Annotated in this window: 15 protein-coding genes and 1 pseudogene; 5 read left to right on the top strand and 11 right to left on the bottom strand. The window is 60.4% G+C overall.

Annotated elements, in window-relative coordinates:
• Window positions 1–21: 21 nt before the first annotated feature.
• Window positions 22–750: a hypothetical protein gene (locus OC445_RS18005; RefSeq protein ID WP_089042004.1), complete on the bottom strand. Its 729-nt coding sequence runs from the start codon at window positions 748–750 to the stop codon at window positions 22–24.
• Between the two features lie 329 nt (window positions 751–1079).
• Here OC445_RS18005 and OC445_RS17995 point away from each other — a divergent pair, with 329 nt between their 5' ends.
• Both OC445_RS17995 and OC445_RS17990 read left to right on the top strand, forming a co-directional pair.
• Window positions 1080–1733 (top strand): cytochrome b, encoded by a 654-nt coding sequence (locus tag OC445_RS17995; protein ID WP_233097304.1) that lies wholly within the window; start codon window positions 1080–1082, stop codon window positions 1731–1733.
• 314 nt (window positions 1734–2047) lie between these two features.
• Window positions 2048–2413 carry a hypothetical protein gene (locus OC445_RS17990; protein WP_198790800.1) on the top strand — a complete coding sequence of 122 codons (366 nt, stop codon included), beginning with the start codon at window positions 2048–2050 and terminating at the stop codon, window positions 2411–2413.
• Between the two features lie 36 nt (window positions 2414–2449).
• On the opposite strand, the gene OC445_RS17985 is transcribed toward OC445_RS17990, so the two are convergent.
• The gene (locus tag OC445_RS17985; protein ID WP_198790801.1) at window positions 2450–3166 is read right to left on the bottom strand and encodes a class I SAM-dependent methyltransferase; all 717 of its coding nucleotides are present in this window, start codon (window positions 3164–3166) and stop codon (window positions 2450–2452) included.
• Between the two features lie 186 nt (window positions 3167–3352).
• Between OC445_RS17985 and OC445_RS17980 the strand changes: the two genes are divergently transcribed.
• A complete protein-coding gene (locus tag OC445_RS17980; protein ID WP_198790802.1) occupies window positions 3353–3733 on the top strand; it encodes a cupin domain-containing protein in 381 nt (126 codons plus the stop codon).
• Between the two features lie 144 nt (window positions 3734–3877).
• On the opposite strand, the gene OC445_RS17975 is transcribed toward OC445_RS17980, so the two are convergent.
• From OC445_RS17975 to OC445_RS17945, 7 genes are all read right to left on the bottom strand, one after another.
• Window positions 3878–4963, bottom strand: a complete 1086-nt coding sequence (locus OC445_RS17975; protein ID WP_054896289.1) for a GlxA family transcriptional regulator — start codon at window positions 4961–4963, stop codon at window positions 3878–3880.
• 22 nt (window positions 4964–4985) lie between these two features.
• Window positions 4986–6392 carry an amino acid permease gene (locus tag OC445_RS17970; protein WP_198790803.1) on the bottom strand — a complete coding sequence of 469 codons (1407 nt, stop codon included), beginning with the start codon at window positions 6390–6392 and terminating at the stop codon, window positions 4986–4988.
• Window positions 6393–6530: 138 nt separating this feature from the next.
• Window positions 6531–7271, bottom strand: a complete 741-nt coding sequence (locus tag OC445_RS17965; protein WP_198790804.1) for a BPL-N domain-containing protein — start codon at window positions 7269–7271, stop codon at window positions 6531–6533.
• Window positions 7272–7381: 110 nt separating this feature from the next.
• Window positions 7382–9112 carry an OPT family oligopeptide transporter gene (locus OC445_RS17960; RefSeq protein WP_198790805.1) on the bottom strand — a complete coding sequence of 577 codons (1731 nt, stop codon included), beginning with the start codon at window positions 9110–9112 and terminating at the stop codon, window positions 7382–7384.
• 203 nt (window positions 9113–9315) lie between these two features.
• Window positions 9316–9942: a glutathione S-transferase family protein gene (locus OC445_RS17955; protein ID WP_034126187.1), complete on the bottom strand. Its 627-nt coding sequence runs from the start codon at window positions 9940–9942 to the stop codon at window positions 9316–9318.
• Window positions 9943–10160: 218 nt separating this feature from the next.
• Window positions 10161–10856, bottom strand: a complete 696-nt coding sequence (locus tag OC445_RS17950) for a tRNA (adenine(22)-N(1))-methyltransferase (protein ID WP_198790806.1) — start codon at window positions 10854–10856, stop codon at window positions 10161–10163.
• 10 nt (window positions 10857–10866) lie between these two features.
• On the bottom strand, window positions 10867–11580 hold the full coding sequence (locus OC445_RS17945) for a FadR/GntR family transcriptional regulator (RefSeq protein WP_032896089.1): 714 nt from the start codon (window positions 11578–11580) through the stop codon (window positions 10867–10869).
• Between the two features lie 336 nt (window positions 11581–11916).
• Here OC445_RS17945 and OC445_RS17940 point away from each other — a divergent pair, with 336 nt between their 5' ends.
• Window positions 11917–13266, top strand: a complete 1350-nt coding sequence (locus OC445_RS17940; protein ID WP_054921658.1) for an MFS transporter — start codon at window positions 11917–11919, stop codon at window positions 13264–13266.
• Window positions 13267–13285: 19 nt separating this feature from the next.
• Window positions 13286–14611 (top strand): glucarate dehydratase, encoded by a 1326-nt coding sequence (gene gudD, locus OC445_RS17935; RefSeq protein WP_072447976.1) that lies wholly within the window; start codon window positions 13286–13288, stop codon window positions 14609–14611.
• 197 nt (window positions 14612–14808) lie between these two features.
• Here the strand turns inward: gudD and OC445_RS17930 are convergent.
• Both OC445_RS17930 and OC445_RS17925 read right to left on the bottom strand, forming a co-directional pair.
• Window positions 14809–15810: pseudogene (locus OC445_RS17930) on the bottom strand (chitinase); the annotation flags it as partial.
• Between the two features lie 40 nt (window positions 15811–15850).
• The gene (locus tag OC445_RS17925; protein ID WP_054921583.1) at window positions 15851–16486 is read right to left on the bottom strand and encodes a lytic polysaccharide monooxygenase auxiliary activity family 9 protein; all 636 of its coding nucleotides are present in this window, start codon (window positions 16484–16486) and stop codon (window positions 15851–15853) included.
• Between the last annotated feature and the right edge of the window lie 74 nt (window positions 16487–16560).

The raw sequence follows: 16560 nt of genomic DNA, 5'->3' as shown, positions 1-16560 counted from the left end.
GACAGCCGCAGGCTGCGCCGATCAAGCCTGGGTGCTGAACCCCTGGGCGGCACGCCGCTCCAACATCGCCCGCTCAGTCTCTTGCGTCGCGCGCTCACCGTTGGAAGACAATTGGTTTATGAAAAACTGGTTTCTGCCCGCTTTAATATCCGACGGGTCATGCGTTCTGAACAAGGGCGCCAGATCAATAGTGCTGGCGAAGTTTTCATTGGTCAGGCTGTAGTAGCCCAGGGTGCTTCCCGACCAGGGTGAACCTGCGTCTACCATGTCGATGGCGGCGTTGCGGTAGGCCACGGCTGTGGCTTTCAGCTCAACGGATTGATTGAGCAGAACCGTCAGCCTCTCGGTCGCCTCACGGCTGAGCTGGCCAGCCGTATCGAGCACTTTCAGCCGTCCGTCAGCCTCAACGGTAAAACCGTACCCGGTGCTGGCCAGGTCGGGCGCAGTGGCTGCCAGGTTCGCTTCGAATGTCTGGAAGGAAGCTTTCAGCGCACTTTGCGCGCCATTGAACAGGTCGACGAAACGAGGAAAGTGCGGCGATTCGGAGCGACCGACCCAGGTATCAACGGCCTCCGGGGCTTGTGCCGTGGTTGTCGCCGCTTCACTGGGATGGTAAATGGCCGCGGGGCCGGCGTTTGCCAGGGCTTGCTTGGCGGGGTCCGTCGACGCCTGGGGTACCAGCTTCTGCTCAGAAGGCGTGAGGTTGAGATTGGCCGGTGGAATATAGGCAGGGCTAACGGAAAGTGCCATTTAATCGGTCCTTGATTAGCGGGTTCATACGGGTTATCGACCATAAACGCGTCAGCTTTAGACCGTCACGGGAGCAAGCTCCCTCGCCACAGCTTTTGATCGTTCCACGCCCTGCGCAAGAACGAACACGCGCCCGAAGCATTCCTGATGCTCGAAGGCTCGCCACGGGGCATTTTGAATACCGGGCATGAAGGTGGGGAGCGTACGGCTGAAAATACTCGGTGGATTTGAACAGGCTACGCCCATGCCGTTGGGCATCCAGATCACACCCTGAGGGATGCATGTTTTCTTGATGTTTCGACACGACCGCTGCCTGTGTCTCCTTGTATATGATCTGGTCACCGCCAGATTCATTCTGGCCGCTTATCATCTGTCGCCTCAATGCGCTTGAAAAAGAACGCAAGGCGACTCGCCAGAAGGATACGACAATGACGACTTGCGCCCCCCCTGCTGGGTCACGTGAACACTACGACTCGGTAAGCCGAGCAGTGCATTGGCTGATGTTCCTGTTGTTTGCGTGGATCTATTGCTCAGCCATAACCCATTACCTGGCGTCAGACTCAACGCTGGATAAATGGCTGTGGCCCTTTCACAAACCCGTAGGGTTGTTATTACTGGTGTTGCTGATCCTACGTGCCAGCTGGAGTCTGCTGAACCAACACCGGCGCCCACTCAGCATCAGCCGTTTCGCCGCCGCCGGGCACGGCATGCTGTATGCACTGATGTTCCTGATCCCGCTGATCGGGATGATCCGCCAGTACGGCTCCGGCCGGGCTTTTTCTGCGTTTGGCGTGCAGGTCATGGAGGGGTTCGAGGGGGAAAAAATCCAGTGGATGGTTGATCTGGGCAGCAACTTTCATAGCTTGCTGGGTTGGACAATGCTGGTGCTTATCCTCGGGCATGTCGGGGCGGTGGTCATGCACTATAGGCAGGGCGATAAGCAGGTGCTGCGGCGTATGACAAGAGGGGTGCGCCAGCACTGAAGTGACGCGGCCCACAGGTAGGGCCGCGCTGTCAGGATTGCTCCCACACCACCGGCTTGATCGCCCGCCCATGCTGGCGCGCCGTGACCAGGCCGATGGTCGATGACACTTCGCTGCAATGACCAAGCCACTTGCATTGCGGTACCCTTCTCCACCGCGTTAGCGATGGAACACAAACGGGGATACCCGGATATCGTTGCCGAGGATTGCTTGAATGAGTGGCAACGCTTGCGCCCCGCGCTTCAATAACGCCCGCTCTGATCAGCCTATCGCCTGATGCCCCAACCCACTCCCAGGATTCACGGATTTCCTTTATGCCGCCTGCCTCACGCGACCACGCCCGTATCGAACGCCGTCTCATCGCGGCGCTGACCGACGCCTGCGAGATCGCAAAGACCGAAATGCCAGGCTTTGAATGGTTGACCCACACCGTCGACTACCGCGCCTTTCCCCAAAGCCTGCGGGTGATCTGGGTGTTCGACAGCGTTGCGAGCAAGGCTCGCGCCCTTGCGACCGGCGCGGACGCCCGTATGCGCGAGCTGACTACCGCCGCGTTGGATGACGCTGATGTGCACGTCCCGAACATCGCCCGCTGCGTCAGTTTCGATTCCGAAGAGGAATGCCACCTTCGGCATGGCGGCGATTGGCGTCGGCGGCTGGCTACTCTCCGGGCGATCTGAATCGCGCCACGGGTTGTCGAGCAAGGGGAAACATCGCTACCCCACCTTGCACGTCAACCAAGCCCCCCAGAAAAGGCTGCTGAAGAAACGGGTCGCGTCGCCGAAGCCAGCGTCATGCAACAGCTTCTGAACCGCGGCCTCGGAATGGGGCGGGTCAGCGCCTTGAAGGATTTTGCCGAGCTTGGCCTTCACTTCGTCCGGGGTGGCGCCATGCTGACGCCAGCGTTGGCCCCATGCCGCCAGCAGCAACGGCTGGCTGGCATACGCGTAATGATTGCCCGCGACGATCAGCGGTGCCCCCGGTTTCAGGTGCGCCCGAATCGACCGCAGCATCCGGTCCTTGGCGTCATCCCCCTCCAGATGGTGAAGCACACCGATCAAGGTGGCGGCGTCGTATGACGCGTCTGCTGCCAGGTCTTCAAGCGTCCCGAGATGCAGGGTGGTTCTGTCAAGCAAGTGGTTGGCTTCCAACTGCTGCCTTGCCGCGTCCAGCATCGGCTGCGAGGGATCAACCGCCATGAAGCACCAGCCCGGTTCAAGGTTGGCCATGGCGATGATCTCCTGCGCCGTACCGCCGGCGCCGACCACCAGTATCTTGGCCGAAGGGGCATCGCCAAGGCTCGCCGCGAGCATGCAGGCTGCCAGATCCTGGCACGCGTCATAGCCCGCCAACGCGATACGGCTTTGTCGCGTGTACTCGTTGGCTCTTGAGGTATCGAATTTGTCAGCAGGGTTGGATGAGGATGAGTTCAATGCGGTTCTCCGTGGCCTTGAAGGAAATTACGTTAACCGTGGCAGTAAGAAAAATGCATTAATTTTATGCGCTGCATTCCCGTGGGGAATGCGGGGGCGTAGGAGTGGAGGGGGTTGCAGGATCGTACAAGCCTATGACCTGTCGGCCCGGATAATCTGGCCTTCTCACCGACAGGAAGGCTCAGCATGACTCACCTACAGCAACCCGCCCAACCGATAAACCTCGCGCACAAAGCTTCGTTCATCGATCAGCAATGGAGCCCAAGAGTGGTTGCCGAAATGAACGACTACCAGTTCAAGGTGGTGCGTATCGAGGGTGAATTCATTTGGCATTCGCACCCCGAAACCGATGAAGCGTTCCTGGTGCTTGAAGGCACGCTGCGTATCGACCTGCCGGAGGGCCCGGTGTATGTGAAGCCGGGTGAGTTGTATGTGGTGCCGCGTGGCATTGAGCACAGGAGCGCCGCCGAAGGTGAAGCCAGGCTGATGATGATCGAGCCTAGGGGCATTCTGAATACCGGGCATGAAGGCGGTGAGCGCACCGCGTTGAATGACCAGTGGATTTGAGCGCCGAGGCTTATTGCCTTCTGTAGGAGCGGGCTTGCTCGCGAAAAACGCCAACGATAACGCGTGTTTCCTGAATGAGCGCGGCGCCTGTGAATTTTTCGCGAGCGAGCTCGCTCCTACTGGCATTCGGGCAAGCCCCAAGCCCTATCGCCTTTGAATCTGCACCGTAGCAAACGTCGGCTCGTCGCGCGCCTGCTCCAGTGTATTCCTGGGCTGTTGCGGGGCCCGGGATTGCCCCTCTGGCCGTAACGCAGGCGGCGGATGCAGGCGCATGTCCGAGCGCTCATCGCTGGGCGCAACGCCGAAGAAATCCCGGTAGCACTTGGAAAAATGCGGCGTGGACACAAAGCCGCAAATCACCGCCAGCTCGACAATCGAAATGGGCGTCTGCATCAGCAACTGGCGCGCACGGGTCAGGCGCAGCTTGAGGTAATAGCGCGATGGCGTGCAGTACAGGTGCTTCTGGAACATGCGCTCCAACTGGCGGCGGGACACGTGCACGTAGGCGGCCAGTTCGTCGAGGTCGATGGGTTCTTCCAGGTTGGATTCCATCAGGGCGACCACTTCTTGCAGCTTGGGCTGTTGCGTGCCGAGCAGGTGTTTGAGCGGCACGCGTTGGTGGTCGCGCTCGTTGCGAATGCGCTCGTACACGAACATCTGGGAAATCGCCGCCGACAGCGTGTGCCCGTGATCGCGGCCGATCAGGTGCAGCATCATGTCCAGCGGCGCAGTGCCGCCAGAGCTGGTAAAGCGGTTGCCATCGAGCGTGAATACGCTGGAGCTGACTTTGACGCGGGTAAACGCCTCCTGCATCGACGCCATCAGCTCCCAATGCACGCTGCACTGGAAGCCATCGAGCAACCCCGCCTGGGCCAGTGCCCAACTGCCGGTGCACACCGCGCCGAGACGTTTGCAGTACAGGCGCGCCTGGCTGCGCAACCAGGCGATGAGCGCAGGGCTGATAGCCTGTTGGATGCCCACGCCGCCGCACACGATCACCGCATCGAAGCCGCGCTGGTCCTGGGCGCAAGCATCCGGGGTCACCGACACGCCATCGCTGGCCCACACCGGCTGGCCGTCCAGGCTCAGGGTTTGCCAACGGTAGAGTTCTTCGCCCGCCAATTGGTTGGCCATGCGCAGCGGCTCGACCGCACATGACAGCGATATCAGCGTGAATTGGTCCAGCAGCAAAAAGCCGATGGTCTGGCAAACAGGTGCCTCGGTTTCCATCACCGCTACCCCACAGGCGTGATCAGGAATGTTCCAGCGCCACCGGCTTGGGTGCCCGGTTGTGCTGGCGCGACGTGACCAGGCCGATGAAGGAAATCACCAACGCCAGGCCAATGGTCGAGGACACTTCGGTGCGGTGTTCCGGCGTCACCATCATCACCCCCAGGGCCAGGCAGATGAACACGATCACCAGATAAGTCAGCCACGGAAATAGCCACATACGAAAGGTCAGTTCGACGTTCTGCCGAAGCAGCAAGCGACGCATACGCAGTTGCGAGATAGCGATGACCAGGTACACCAACAACGCGATGGCCCCGGAGCTGGCGAGCAGGAACTGGAACAGACCGGCCGGCATGAAGTAGCTCAGCAACGTAACGCCCGCACCGATGATGGTGCTGGCGATCACCGCCGCCCTGGGCACGCCCGCCTTCGAGGTGATTTTAAGCGCCGGCGGCGTATCGCCGCGTTTGCCCAGGGAAAACAGCATGCGCGAAGAAATGTAGATCGAGGAGTTCATGCAACTGGCTACCGCGATCAACACCACCACATCGACCATGAATTTGGCGTTGGGGATGTTCATAATTTCCAGTGCACGCTGATAGGAACCCACGGAGGCCAACAGCGGATCGTTCCAGGGCACCACGGAAATCACGACGGAGATCGACAACAGGTAGAACACGCCAATACGCCAGATCACCGAGCGCGTGGCCTTGGCGATGTTCTGCGCCGGGTTGCTCGATTCTGCTGCAGCGATGGTCACCGCCTCAGTGCCGATGAAGCTGAACATGATGGTGATAAACGCGCCCACCACCGCCGACAGGCCGTTGGGAGCAAACCCGCCGTGTTCCTCCATCAAGCGGCTCAAGCCGCTGGCTTCGCGATCCGGGATCCAGCCCATGAGCACGCTGAAGCCCAGGCCGATAAAGCCGACGATGGCAATCACCTTGGCCATGGCGAACCAGAATTCGAATTCGCCGTATTTGGCCACGCTGAACAGATTGGTGATCACCAGCAAAACGATTGAGATCAACGCAAACAGCCACGCATCAACCTGAGGGAACCACTGGTTGAGCACGTGCCCGGCGGCCAAGGCTTCGATGGGAATGACCAGCACCCAGAACCACCAATACAACCAGCCGATGGTAAACCCCGCCCACGGGCCAATGGCCTGGTCGGCGTAGGTGGAAAACGAGCCGGTGTCCGGGCGCGCCACCGCCATTTCCCCCAGCATGCGCATGACCAGCACCACCAACAGGCCGGAAAACAGATAAGCCAGCAACACCGCTGGCCCGGCGGCGGCGATCGCGTGTCCGGAGCCGACAAACAACCCCGCGCCGATGATGCCGGCGATGGACAACATGGTCACATGGCGCGGCTTGAAGCCCTGCGCCAGCTGACCGTTGGAATCGTTGCAGTTGAGGCTAGTCATTGTTTTTGTTGTTCTCGGGCGGCCAATGACCTTCACCTTAAGTGCCCGAGGCCAGGCACAAGTAGCCTGGTTACGCCACCATCGTGCCTGATATCGACATGGGGAATAGTGGCATCCTGAAGTAACGGGCGGCGCGCCCTACTCTTGCGCGCTACGTATCAACGACCCGAACAGCTCGCCACGCGGCATCTTGCTCAGCTCGATATCGGCATTTTCAAACCATTCCCGCCCGGCTTCCGGGTGCGGCCCGCTCAGCACCACCACGCCATGTTCGTAGGTGTAGCGCGCCGCCGCCACGTCACCATTGTGGTAGGTGGCGATGACCTTGTAGGGCGCCGCGGCGCTGGCTTTGGGGAAGTAAGGGCCATCCTGATAGAACACAGAGTCGGGTTGCCCGTCCCACGTCACCCGCACGGCGGCGTCCTCAATACCGGACACTTCAAAACCGGGACGGCCAGCTTCGGTATCAAGCGCCTGGGGGATCAGGCCGAGGTTGTTGTCGTCGGCCAGGTAGGCGCCCATGCACAGGCCCAGGTAGCGGCCGCCTTTGGCGACGTAATCGCGGATGGCTTCGGCACGCGCATCGCCCAGGCTGTCGAGGGCGGCCGGGATGTCCTGGCCACCGCCGGGTTGCACGTATAGATCGTAGCGCGCCAGGGTTTTCGGGGTGATGTCGATGGGTTCGTCGGCACCGACGAAGTCGATCTGGTAATTGGGGTTCAGGCGCTGCAGGGCGGTTTTCACGTTTTCCGAGCAATCAGGGCAACCTGCCGGGCCACGGTAGATGGCGACATGGGTGATGGGGCCTGCGCCGTGTACGGGTAAAGGATGCAGCGTAGCAACGGCGAGAAACGTGGCAGCGAGGGCAGGCAGTTTCATGGGCTCGGCTCAACGGTCAGTTGAATGGGTTTGATCCAGACGTGGCAGCGCCAAGCCTATAACGGTGAGCCTTTTGAATTCGTGAAGAGTTGTAAATCCAGGTCGGCCAATTATCCACTTCCCAGCATCTGCCACAACGACGCGCCCACGCCAGTAATGCTCTCACCGGCGATCAGCCCCGCCGCTGCCGTGATCGCAAAGCGCTGCGTCACACTTGGCCAGCGACAGCTCACGGCCCAGGTCATGATCGCGCCAAGGGCCATCATCAGCGACACCGACGCAGGCAAGACAAACGCCAGTCCCAAGGCTGCCGCACTGGGCAGATAGCGGGCGCGATGGGTGGGTAATGTGCTGTCGAGTATGCCCAGCAGTACGCCGCACAGGCTTGCAACAGCAATGGCCCAGCGGATGCTGGGTGACAACGAATCCAGCCCGTGGGTCAGGGTTTGGGCCACGGCTTTCCAAGTGGCGACGGCCGGGGCTGGCCATTGTTCGGTGAGCAGCATGGTTTGCGGGTCGGGGATCAACGCCAGGTACGCGAATACGCCGACGACGCTGCCGACAAAAATCCCGAGAATCTGGGCGATAACCTGTTTGTGCGGCGTCGCGCCAATCGCTTTGCCCACCTTGAAGTCATTCATCAGGTCTGTGCACTGCCCCGCCGAACCGCCGGCGGTGTTGGCGCTCATCAGGTTGATCGGCACCTGGCCCGGCGCAACGATGCCAAAACTCAGCTGAGACAGTTGCCCGATGGCGCCAATCGGCGGAATACCGGTCGCCCCCACCACCCGCGCCGCCACGGCGGCCAGGCAGATCGCCAAGGGAATGGTCAGCAGCGCCATCCCAAGGTTGATACCGAACAACAGCGCTTGCAGGCTCACCACCAACGCAATCGCCAAGGCAAACCCCACGGCAGGCCCAGGCTTGGGAACCGCCCAAGGCGTGCCGCCAGCCGCTCGGGTTGAGCGATGCAACGCCCACAGGCGAATCGCCAGGGACGCCAGGGTGGAACACACCATCAGGCTCACCCCAGGCCACAGCAGCCATTCCACCAGCGCGGCAAACTGCGGGCCGCTGCTGTCGGCGGGCAGGCTCACCAGGCCGTTGGCCAACAGCCACGGCCCCAGCCCGCCCCATGCCAGCAAGGCGCCGAGCAGCAGGGTCAGGCCCACGCGGATGCCGATGATGCCGCCGAACCCCAGCAACAGGAGAGAGGGGTCGGCGGTGAAGGTCAGGCGCTCCAACGCGGGGCTCGGCGACCAGCGTGGGAAGGCCCACATAAAGGTATCCACCCACTTGACCAACCCGGACAACAACGCTGCGCCGAGCAGCACTTTCAAGCGCGTGGCGGCTTCGCGACCATGGTTGTAGATGTGCAGCAGGGTCTCCAGGGTGGCCATGCCTTCGGGAAACTTCAGCGCCTTGTCATTGAGCAATGAAGGCCGCAGGTACCACGCGATCCAGATCCCCAGGAAACTTACCGAGAACACCCAGGCGATCATCGGCAGCGCTGCCAGTTGGTTGCCGGTGAGCAAGGTATAAGCCGGGATGGGCGCGACCAGCCCGCCGGAAATGATCGACGCCGCGGCAGAGGCCACGGTCTGGTTGATATTGCTCTCGTGCAGGGTCCACGGCAGGTGTTCAGCGGAACGCCGGGCCAGGCCTTGCCAGAGGCCATAACCGATCAGCAAGGCGATGATCGACATATTGAACGACCAGCCGATCTTCAAGCCTGCGTAGACATTGGAAGGGGTCAGCAGGATGCCCAGCACGATCCCGGTGATGACTGCCCGCAGGCTCAGTTCGCGCTCTACGGGCGCGACTGACGAGGTGGAGTGCATGCAGATTCCTTTCGAGAAAAGCCAGTGCCACCTTTAAGTGAGCGCTGGGAGACTCGAAGGTTCACCTGCCGAAACGGGTTCTGTAGGAGCGAGCTTGCTCGCGAGAAACCCAAAGGCGCCGCGTTCATCCAGGAAACACGCGTTATCGTTTACGTTTTTCGCGAGCAAGCTCGCTCCTACAGGAGGCGGTGTCGGTGGGCCCGCTATTTGGCGAACGCGTATTCCCCGCCCCGCTCCACCGCCTTGCGGTATGCCGGGCGCGCCTGGAGCTTTTGCAGCCATGCGGCCAAGTTCGGGTAGGCCTGCAATTTGCCCTGGGCCTGGGCGACTTCGCCGATAAAGCTCATCTGAATATCCGCGCCGCTGAGTGCGTCGCCCACCAGGTACGGCGTGTGGCCCAGCACGTCATTCAGGTACCCCAGGTAGTTGGCCAGCTCCGACTCAATCCGCGGATGCAGCGGTGCGCCTGCTTCACCCAGTCGTCCCACATAAAGGTTGAGCATCAACGGCAACATCGCCGAGCCTTCAGCAAAATGCAGCCATTGCACATAGCTGTCATAGGCGTCGGTAGCCGGGTCGGGTTGCAGTTGGCCGTTACCGTGGCGGCGGATGAGGTAGTCGATGATCGCGGCGGACTCGATCAGCACACGAGAGCCGTCTTCGATCACCGGGGATTTGCCCAGGGGGTGGATAGCCTTGAGTTCAGGCGGCGCCAGGTTGGTCTTGGCGTCGCGCTGGTAGCGCTTGATGTCGTAGGGCAGGCCCAGTTCTTCAAGCGCCCACAGGATACGTTGCGAGCGGGAGTTGTTGAGGTGGTGAACAGTGATCATCGAGGCAACACCTTGGGGGGATTTAAGAGAAGACTACAGCGTAGCGGTGAAGTGCCGCGAATGTGGCTCAGGCAGCACCGGCCTGCGCGATCAAATGTGGGAGATGTCGAGCTTTAGCGAGGCTTCGAAGGCTGCGGCATTCACGACATGGATGTTGCCTGATACACCGCTCGAAGCCTGGCCAAGGCTCCACATCTGCCACACTGGACCGGTGGCGCTCAGGCGAGCAACTGATCGATCCACTTCACCTGTTGCACGATCTCCTGCACTTTCTGCTCGGGCACCGCCTGCCGCGCCTGTTCGAGGCTGACCAATGTCTTGCGTTTCTCGCGCAATATACGTTGCCACTTCGCCAGGAATTCCGGGCTACGCGCCTGCATTTGCAACGGACCGAAGTACAGCTGCTCGGCGGTATAGGTCATCGCCTCGGCGCGTTCGGCGACAATGATTTCGTAGTAGAAGCGGTTTTCCCGCAGCAAATCTTCATGGAGGATCTGGTAGCCGTTCTCCACCAACCATTGACGCAGCGGCTGCTCACCGCCATTGGGTTGCAGGATCAGGCGTTCCCGGCCATTGAGGTGCGCCTTGCCGCTGTCGAGAATGTCGCGGATCGTCTCGCCACCCATGCCGCACAGGCTGACAGCGGTAATGTCATCGCCCGCTTCAATCGCCGCCAAACCATCGGCCAGGCGCACGGTGATGTGCTGCGTCAGGCCATTGTCGGCCACGGTACGGTTGGCCGCCTGAAACGGCGTAGCGGCCACTTCCCCCGCCACGGCCGCCGCAATAGCGCCACGGCGCATCAACGCCACCGGCAGGTAGGCGTGGTCTGAGCCGATATCGGCCAGGCGGGCACCCGCGGGTATGTGCGCGGCCACGCGCTCCAGGCGCTGCGACAAGGTGTGTTCGTTCAACGGTGATTCCTTAAGAGTGCCCGGAAAATCGATCCCGGCTGTTGGTCAAGTGCAGCACCATGGCCGCCCGGGCGGCGTCCGGGTCCTGGCGCTTGATAGCGTTGTAGATGGCCTCGTGTTCCAGGTTCGCCAACTGCCCCAGTTGGGCAAAGTCCGCGCCGCCGCGCTCGACGGCATTCACCTGGGTGCGCGGAATCATCGCCGTGCCCAGGTGCTGCATGATGTCGGTGAAAAACGTATTGCCGGTGGCTTCGGCGATCAGTTGGTGAAAGCGCTTGTCCTCCTCCACACAGCTGTCGTTGTTGGCCAGGGAGGCTTGGTAGTCGTCCAGCGCCTGGCGCATGTGGGCCAGTTGTGCCTCGCTCCTGCGCAGCGCGGCCAACGCCACCGCTTGCACTTCCAGGCCCAGGCGCAATTCGAGCATGTTGCGCACGCTGGCGACCGTGTCCACATGCAGGCGCAGGCCCGGCTGCGTGTGCTGCTCCAGCACAAAGGTGCCGATGCCGTGACGCGTCTCCACCAGCCCCGACGCCTGCAGCTTGGACAAGGCTTCACGCACCACGGTACGGCTCACCCCATGCTCAAGCACGATGGTGGATTCGGACGGCAGTTTTTCACCCGGCTTGAGTTGCCCCAACTGGATGCGCTGGGTCAGTGCCTCGACCACACCTTGGGCCAGGTTGGCGGAACGTTTGCGCACAGGCGGTGTGCTTTTAATCGGCATCGAAACGGGTCCACGGGGTTGGGCTGGAGGGAGCTTATCACCCTGAGCGCACGGGGCGACGGGTGGTGGCGAAAAACATCCAACTTGTATGACAACATACTCATTCCACATCACCAGACTCTGACTTCGCTTTGAGAGAAGCGCACACCCCGAGCCGTCACCAGCGGGTCAAAACCCAATAAAATCTGGCAAACAACCAAAATAGCCAATCTCAATACCGGCTTATAAGAACAAAAACAGCCCTCACAGGATTGCGGCCTTTAAAAAACAACTTGTATGATGTCTGTCAACAAAACACCAAACCCGCATAAAAATAATCAGGGGGAGTTTTCATTCGTGAAGCATTCAAGCCCAGCATCTGCCGTACCCGAAAGTGATTCAGCGCTCGCCCGCGCCGTGAGCAAAGTGAAGGGCCATGTGCTTCCACTGTTCGTGGTCATGTTCATCCTCAACTACATCGACCGGGTCAATATCGGCTTCGTGCGCACACACATGGAGCATGACCTGGGAATCGGCGCAGCGGCCTACGGCTTCGGCGCCGGGCTATTCTTCATTGGCTATGCGCTGTTCGAAGTGCCGTCCAATATGCTCCTGCAGAAAGTCGGCGCGCGTATCTGGCTGACACGCATCATGTTCACCTGGGGCATCGTCGCCACGCTTATGGCGTTTATCCAGAACGAAACCCACTTCTACATCCTGCGTTTCCTGCTGGGTGTGGCGGAAGCAGGATTCTTCCCCGGCGTGATCTATTACTTCACCCGCTGGTTGCCCGGTGTGGAGCGTGGCAAGGCCATCGCGATCTTTCTCAGTGGCTCGGCGGTGGCGTCGTTGATCTCCGGGCCGTTGTCGGGTGCGTTGTTGCAGATCGAAGGCTTTGGTTTGCATGGCTGGCAATGGATGTTCGGCATCGAAGGCCTGGCCTCGGTGGCGCTGGGCTTCTTCGTGTGGTTCTGGCTCGACTCCAAACCCCATGACGCCAAGTGGCTGAGCCGCGAAGAGCAGGATGCGCTGGTGGGCGCTATCGATCAGGAACAGCGTGATCGCGAAGCCCTGACCACGGTGAAACCCACCCTCGGCAAGCTACTCAAAGACCGCCAGATCCTGCTGTTCTGCGCTCTGTACTTCTGCATTCAACTGACGATCTACGCCGCCACCTTCTGGCTGCCGAGCATCATCAAGAAGATGGGTGACTTGAGTGATGTGCAGGTCGGTTTCTTCAACTCGATCCCCTGGCTGATCTCGATCATTGCCATGTACGCCTTTGCGTCGCTGTCGGGCAAGTTCAAGTTCCAGCAGGCCTGGGTCGCGGCGGCCCTGCTGATAGCGGCGGCCGGCATGTTCATGTCCACCACCGGCGGGCCGATCTTCGCTTTCGTGGCGATCTGTTTTGCGGCCATCGGGTTCAAGTCTGCGTCGTCGCTGTTCTGGCCGATCCCCCAGGGCTACCTGGATGTGCGCATCGCCGCCGCGGTGATCGCGCTGATCAACTCCATTGGCAACCTGGGCGGTTTTGTGGCGCCGACTACCTTCGGCTTTCTCGAACAAACCACCGGCTCGATACAGGGCGGGCTGTATGGCCTGGCCTGCACCTCGGTGCTCGCGGCCATCCTGGTGTTCTTTGCCAAGACCTCACCCTCTGCCGTACCGGCCGTGCCCAGCGGCGCCGCCATCAGCAAACCTCTTTGAACTCAGCCAGGAACTTGCCATGAATACCCCTGTAGTCACTCACTTCCAAGTCATTCCCGTCGCCGGCCACGACAGCATGTTGCTGAACCTCAGCGGCGCCCACGGGCCCTACTTCACGCGCAATATCGTCATCCTCAAGGACAGCAGCGGCAACACTGGCGTGGGCGAAGTACCCGGCGGCGAGCGCATTCGCCAAACCCTGGAGGATGCCCGCAGCCTGGTGATCGGCCAGCCGATTGGCCAGTACCAGCGCGTTCTCAACCAGATGCGCAGTACCTTTGCGTCTCGAGACAGCGCGGGCCGAGGCCTGCAGACCTTCGACCTGCGCATCACCATCCACGCCGTCACCGCCATGGAAGCCGCCCTACTCGACTTGCTTGGCCAATTTCTTGAGGTGCCGGTGGCCGCCTTGCTTGGCGAAGGCCAGCAACGCGATGCGGTGAAGATGCTCGGCTACCTGTTCTATGTGGGGGATCGCAACGCCACAGACCTGGCCTATCGCAACGAGGCCGATGCCGACGATGAGTGGTTCCGCCTGCGTCATGAAACAGCCCTGACCGCCGACGCGGTAGTGCGCCTGGCCGAAGCGGCCAAGGCCAAATATGGTTTCAACGATTTCAAGCTCAAGGGCGGCGTATTGAGTGGCGACGCGGAAATCGAAGCCGTCACCGCGCTGGCCGAAAGGTTTCCCGATGCGCGCATCACCCTTGATCCCAACGGCGCATGGTCGCTGAAGGAAGCCATCCGCCTGTGCCGCGACCAGCATCATGTGCTGGCCTACGCCGAAGACCCCTGCGGCGCAGAAAACGGTTATTCAGGCCGTGAAGTCATGGCCGAATTCCGCCGCGCCACGGGCCTTAAAACCGCCACCAACATGATCGCCACCGACTGGCGCGAAATGGGCCACGCCATCCAGTTGCAATCGGTGGACATTCCCCTCGCCGACCCGCACTTTTGGACCATGCAGGGCTCGGTGCGCGTCGCGCAAATGTGCAACGAGTGGGGCCTGACCTGGGGCTCGCATTCCAACAACCACTTTGATATTTCCCTGGCAATGTTCACCCAGGTGGCGGCGGCCGCACCGGGCGAGATCACCGCCATCGACACCCACTGGATCTGGCAGGACGGCCAGCGCTTGACGCGGGAGCCGTTGAAGATTGAAGGGGGCTATGTGAAGGTGCCGGCCAAGCCTGGCCTGGGTGTGGATATCGATATGGACGCGGTGGCCAAGGCTCATGAACTGTACAAAGGCATGGGCCTTGGAGCCCGGGATGACAGTGTGGCGATGCAGTTTCTGATCCCGGGTTGGGGCTTTGATAACAAGCGGCCTTGTCTGGTGCGGTAAATCGGCTTTAGGAATGCTCAGCGCAATTTGAGCGTGACGCAAAAAATCCGATGCCCAAACAGGCATCGGATTTTAGTCAGATCAGAAGCTTAGCTGTTTGACCTCTGGCACGTCTGCCAGAGGCCCCTTTTGCGCTACTGCCGATTGGCGATCTCCAGATCCGCCTCTTCCTGCTCCAGGCCAGCGAGATCAGTGCCATTGATCATCGGCCCATAACGGCGGCTGAACTCCCAGTTGTAGGGCACATGGTCTTTGTTGATCCCGTTGTCCCAATTCACCGACCAGGTCATCAGGCCCTTGATCGACAATCCTTTGTCGTGCAAACGCTTGAATGTATTGGTCACGGCTGTCGGGTTGACTACATAACCGGTGGCAGCCGCATCGACGTTGGCGGGCAGGCCAATGACGAACTTGTCGGCAGGGATTTTGGTAAACCCGCGCGTTCCGCTCACCAGACTTTCGGTGAGGTAAAACAGGAAATCCTCCTTCATCGCGTCGTTGTTCTGGGCAATCCAGGCGCCGTTGCCATTGTTGACCTCCTGCACCCAGATGCCGTCGCCCCCCTGGTTGTAATACTGCGGGGCGATGAAGTCGTAATAGCCTTCCAGCGCCTGGATGTAACCGACGTATTTGCCGGCGGTGGTGAGGTACGGAAACTCCGGTGCCATGCTGATGATGAAGTGTTTGCCTTGACCTGCGTAGTGGTCCTTGACCAGTTTCAAGGCGGCGGGCAGGACAGTCTTGTTGTCGGCGAAATCAATCGCGCTCTGTTCAAGATCGATATCCAGGCCATCAAAGCCATAGGTTTCCACCAGGCGGATAATTTCGCTGGCCAGTGGCTGTTCGTTGCCTTTATGCAGTTCAATGTGTGCATCGGCGCCGCCAAGGGAAATCAGCACCGCCCTGCCCTGGCTGTTCAGCACACCCACCTGGCGACGGAACTCGGCGTCGGACAGCTTGTACGGGGTGAAGGTTGGGATACCGTTGCCCTTCATGAAGGCCACGGCCACCACGTTGTAATCCTTTGGCACATCCACCAGGCTCATATTGGCGAACTGGCCACGCTGGTAGCCATCGCTCGGGCCGGCAGGCCAGTTGTGCCAGAAGCCCATGAGGATCTTTTTGCCGGCAATGCTCGGCATCAGCGAAGCGGCATCGTTGAGCGGCGATTGCAGTGAGGTAAAGTCAATCTTTGACATGTTCTAATCCTTCAGAACGTGTGGGTTTAACGGTGCGGGCTTATTTGAAGTCCACATCGAAGGCTTGATAGAAGGCGTTGCCGGTGTTGGCGACGATCCACATCAACACAATCACATGCTGGCCCTTCTTGTTGGCCGGCAGTTTCACTTCATGATTGACCTTGGCCTTCAGTTCGCCTGCATGACTGTAGTACGGCACCTGGGCATAGAAGTCTTCAGCGAACGGCTGGGTTTCCAGCTGTGCGCGGGTGATGCGCTGTTTCGGGTCCCAACCATCCTTGGTGATCAGCCAGCGATAGCCACGGGTGGTGTGCGGCGCGGTGTATGCCCAGGTGACCTTGAAGGTCTGACCCGGCTCGACATTGAGCAGCGGCCAGGTGAAGGCGCGACCGAGTTTCTTGGCCATTTCCTCGTGGGTGAAGTTGATGCAGTCACGGGCATCGGTCTTGCCACCGCTGAGGATGAAGCCGTCGGCTGGCGGGGTGACGCTGTCACTGTCGGTTTGGTAAGGCGCCGGGAACGGACCGGCCGTCAGTGCCGGGAAGTTCTTGCCGCCTTCCATTTCATTGACCTGCCAGGTTTCCAGCAGGCCAAGATCCACGGCGACTGCGCCACGGCTGGAAGGGGATGTGACACGACCATGGCGAAGAGGTGTCTGGGTTTGTGGTTTGTTCATGTTGTGACTCCATTCACTTGATTAAGAACTCTCCTTTCTTGAAGGAGAGGACCTCAACCTAACGGAGTTGCTTT

Source organism: Pseudomonas sp. Pse35 (genome assembly GCF_024519715.1).
GTDB lineage: Bacteria > Pseudomonadota > Gammaproteobacteria > Pseudomonadales > Pseudomonadaceae > Aquipseudomonas > Aquipseudomonas paracarnis.
Note: the sequence above shows the minus strand (reverse complement) of the source record. Positions and strands in the feature narration are given on the sequence as shown.

Excerpts from the sequence above, each read along its gene's own strand:
- OC445_RS18005 (WP_089042004.1), bottom strand. The coding sequence starts at position 750 with ATGGCACTTTCCGTTAGCCCTGCCTATATTCCACCGGCCAATCTCAAC.
- OC445_RS17995 (WP_233097304.1), top strand. The coding sequence starts at position 1,080 with ATGATCTGGTCACCGCCAGATTCATTCTGGCCGCTTATCATCTGTCGC.
- OC445_RS17990 (WP_198790800.1), top strand. The coding sequence starts at position 2,048 with ATGCCGCCTGCCTCACGCGACCACGCCCGTATCGAACGCCGTCTCATC.
- OC445_RS17980 (WP_198790802.1), top strand. The coding sequence starts at position 3,353 with ATGACTCACCTACAGCAACCCGCCCAACCGATAAACCTCGCGCACAAA.
- OC445_RS17975 (WP_054896289.1), bottom strand. The coding sequence starts at position 4,963 with ATGGAAACCGAGGCACCTGTTTGCCAGACCATCGGCTTTTTGCTGCTG.
- OC445_RS17970 (WP_198790803.1), bottom strand. The coding sequence starts at position 6,392 with ATGACTAGCCTCAACTGCAACGATTCCAACGGTCAGCTGGCGCAGGGC.
- OC445_RS17965 (WP_198790804.1), bottom strand. The coding sequence starts at position 7,271 with ATGAAACTGCCTGCCCTCGCTGCCACGTTTCTCGCCGTTGCTACGCTG.
- OC445_RS17960 (WP_198790805.1), bottom strand. The coding sequence starts at position 9,112 with ATGCACTCCACCTCGTCAGTCGCGCCCGTAGAGCGCGAACTGAGCCTG.
- OC445_RS17955 (WP_034126187.1), bottom strand. The coding sequence starts at position 9,942 with ATGATCACTGTTCACCACCTCAACAACTCCCGCTCGCAACGTATCCTG.
- OC445_RS17945 (WP_032896089.1), bottom strand. The coding sequence starts at position 11,580 with ATGCCGATTAAAAGCACACCGCCTGTGCGCAAACGTTCCGCCAACCTG.
- gudD (WP_072447976.1), top strand. The coding sequence starts at position 13,286 with ATGAATACCCCTGTAGTCACTCACTTCCAAGTCATTCCCGTCGCCGGC.
- OC445_RS17925 (WP_054921583.1), bottom strand. The coding sequence starts at position 16,486 with ATGAACAAACCACAAACCCAGACACCTCTTCGCCATGGTCGTGTCACA.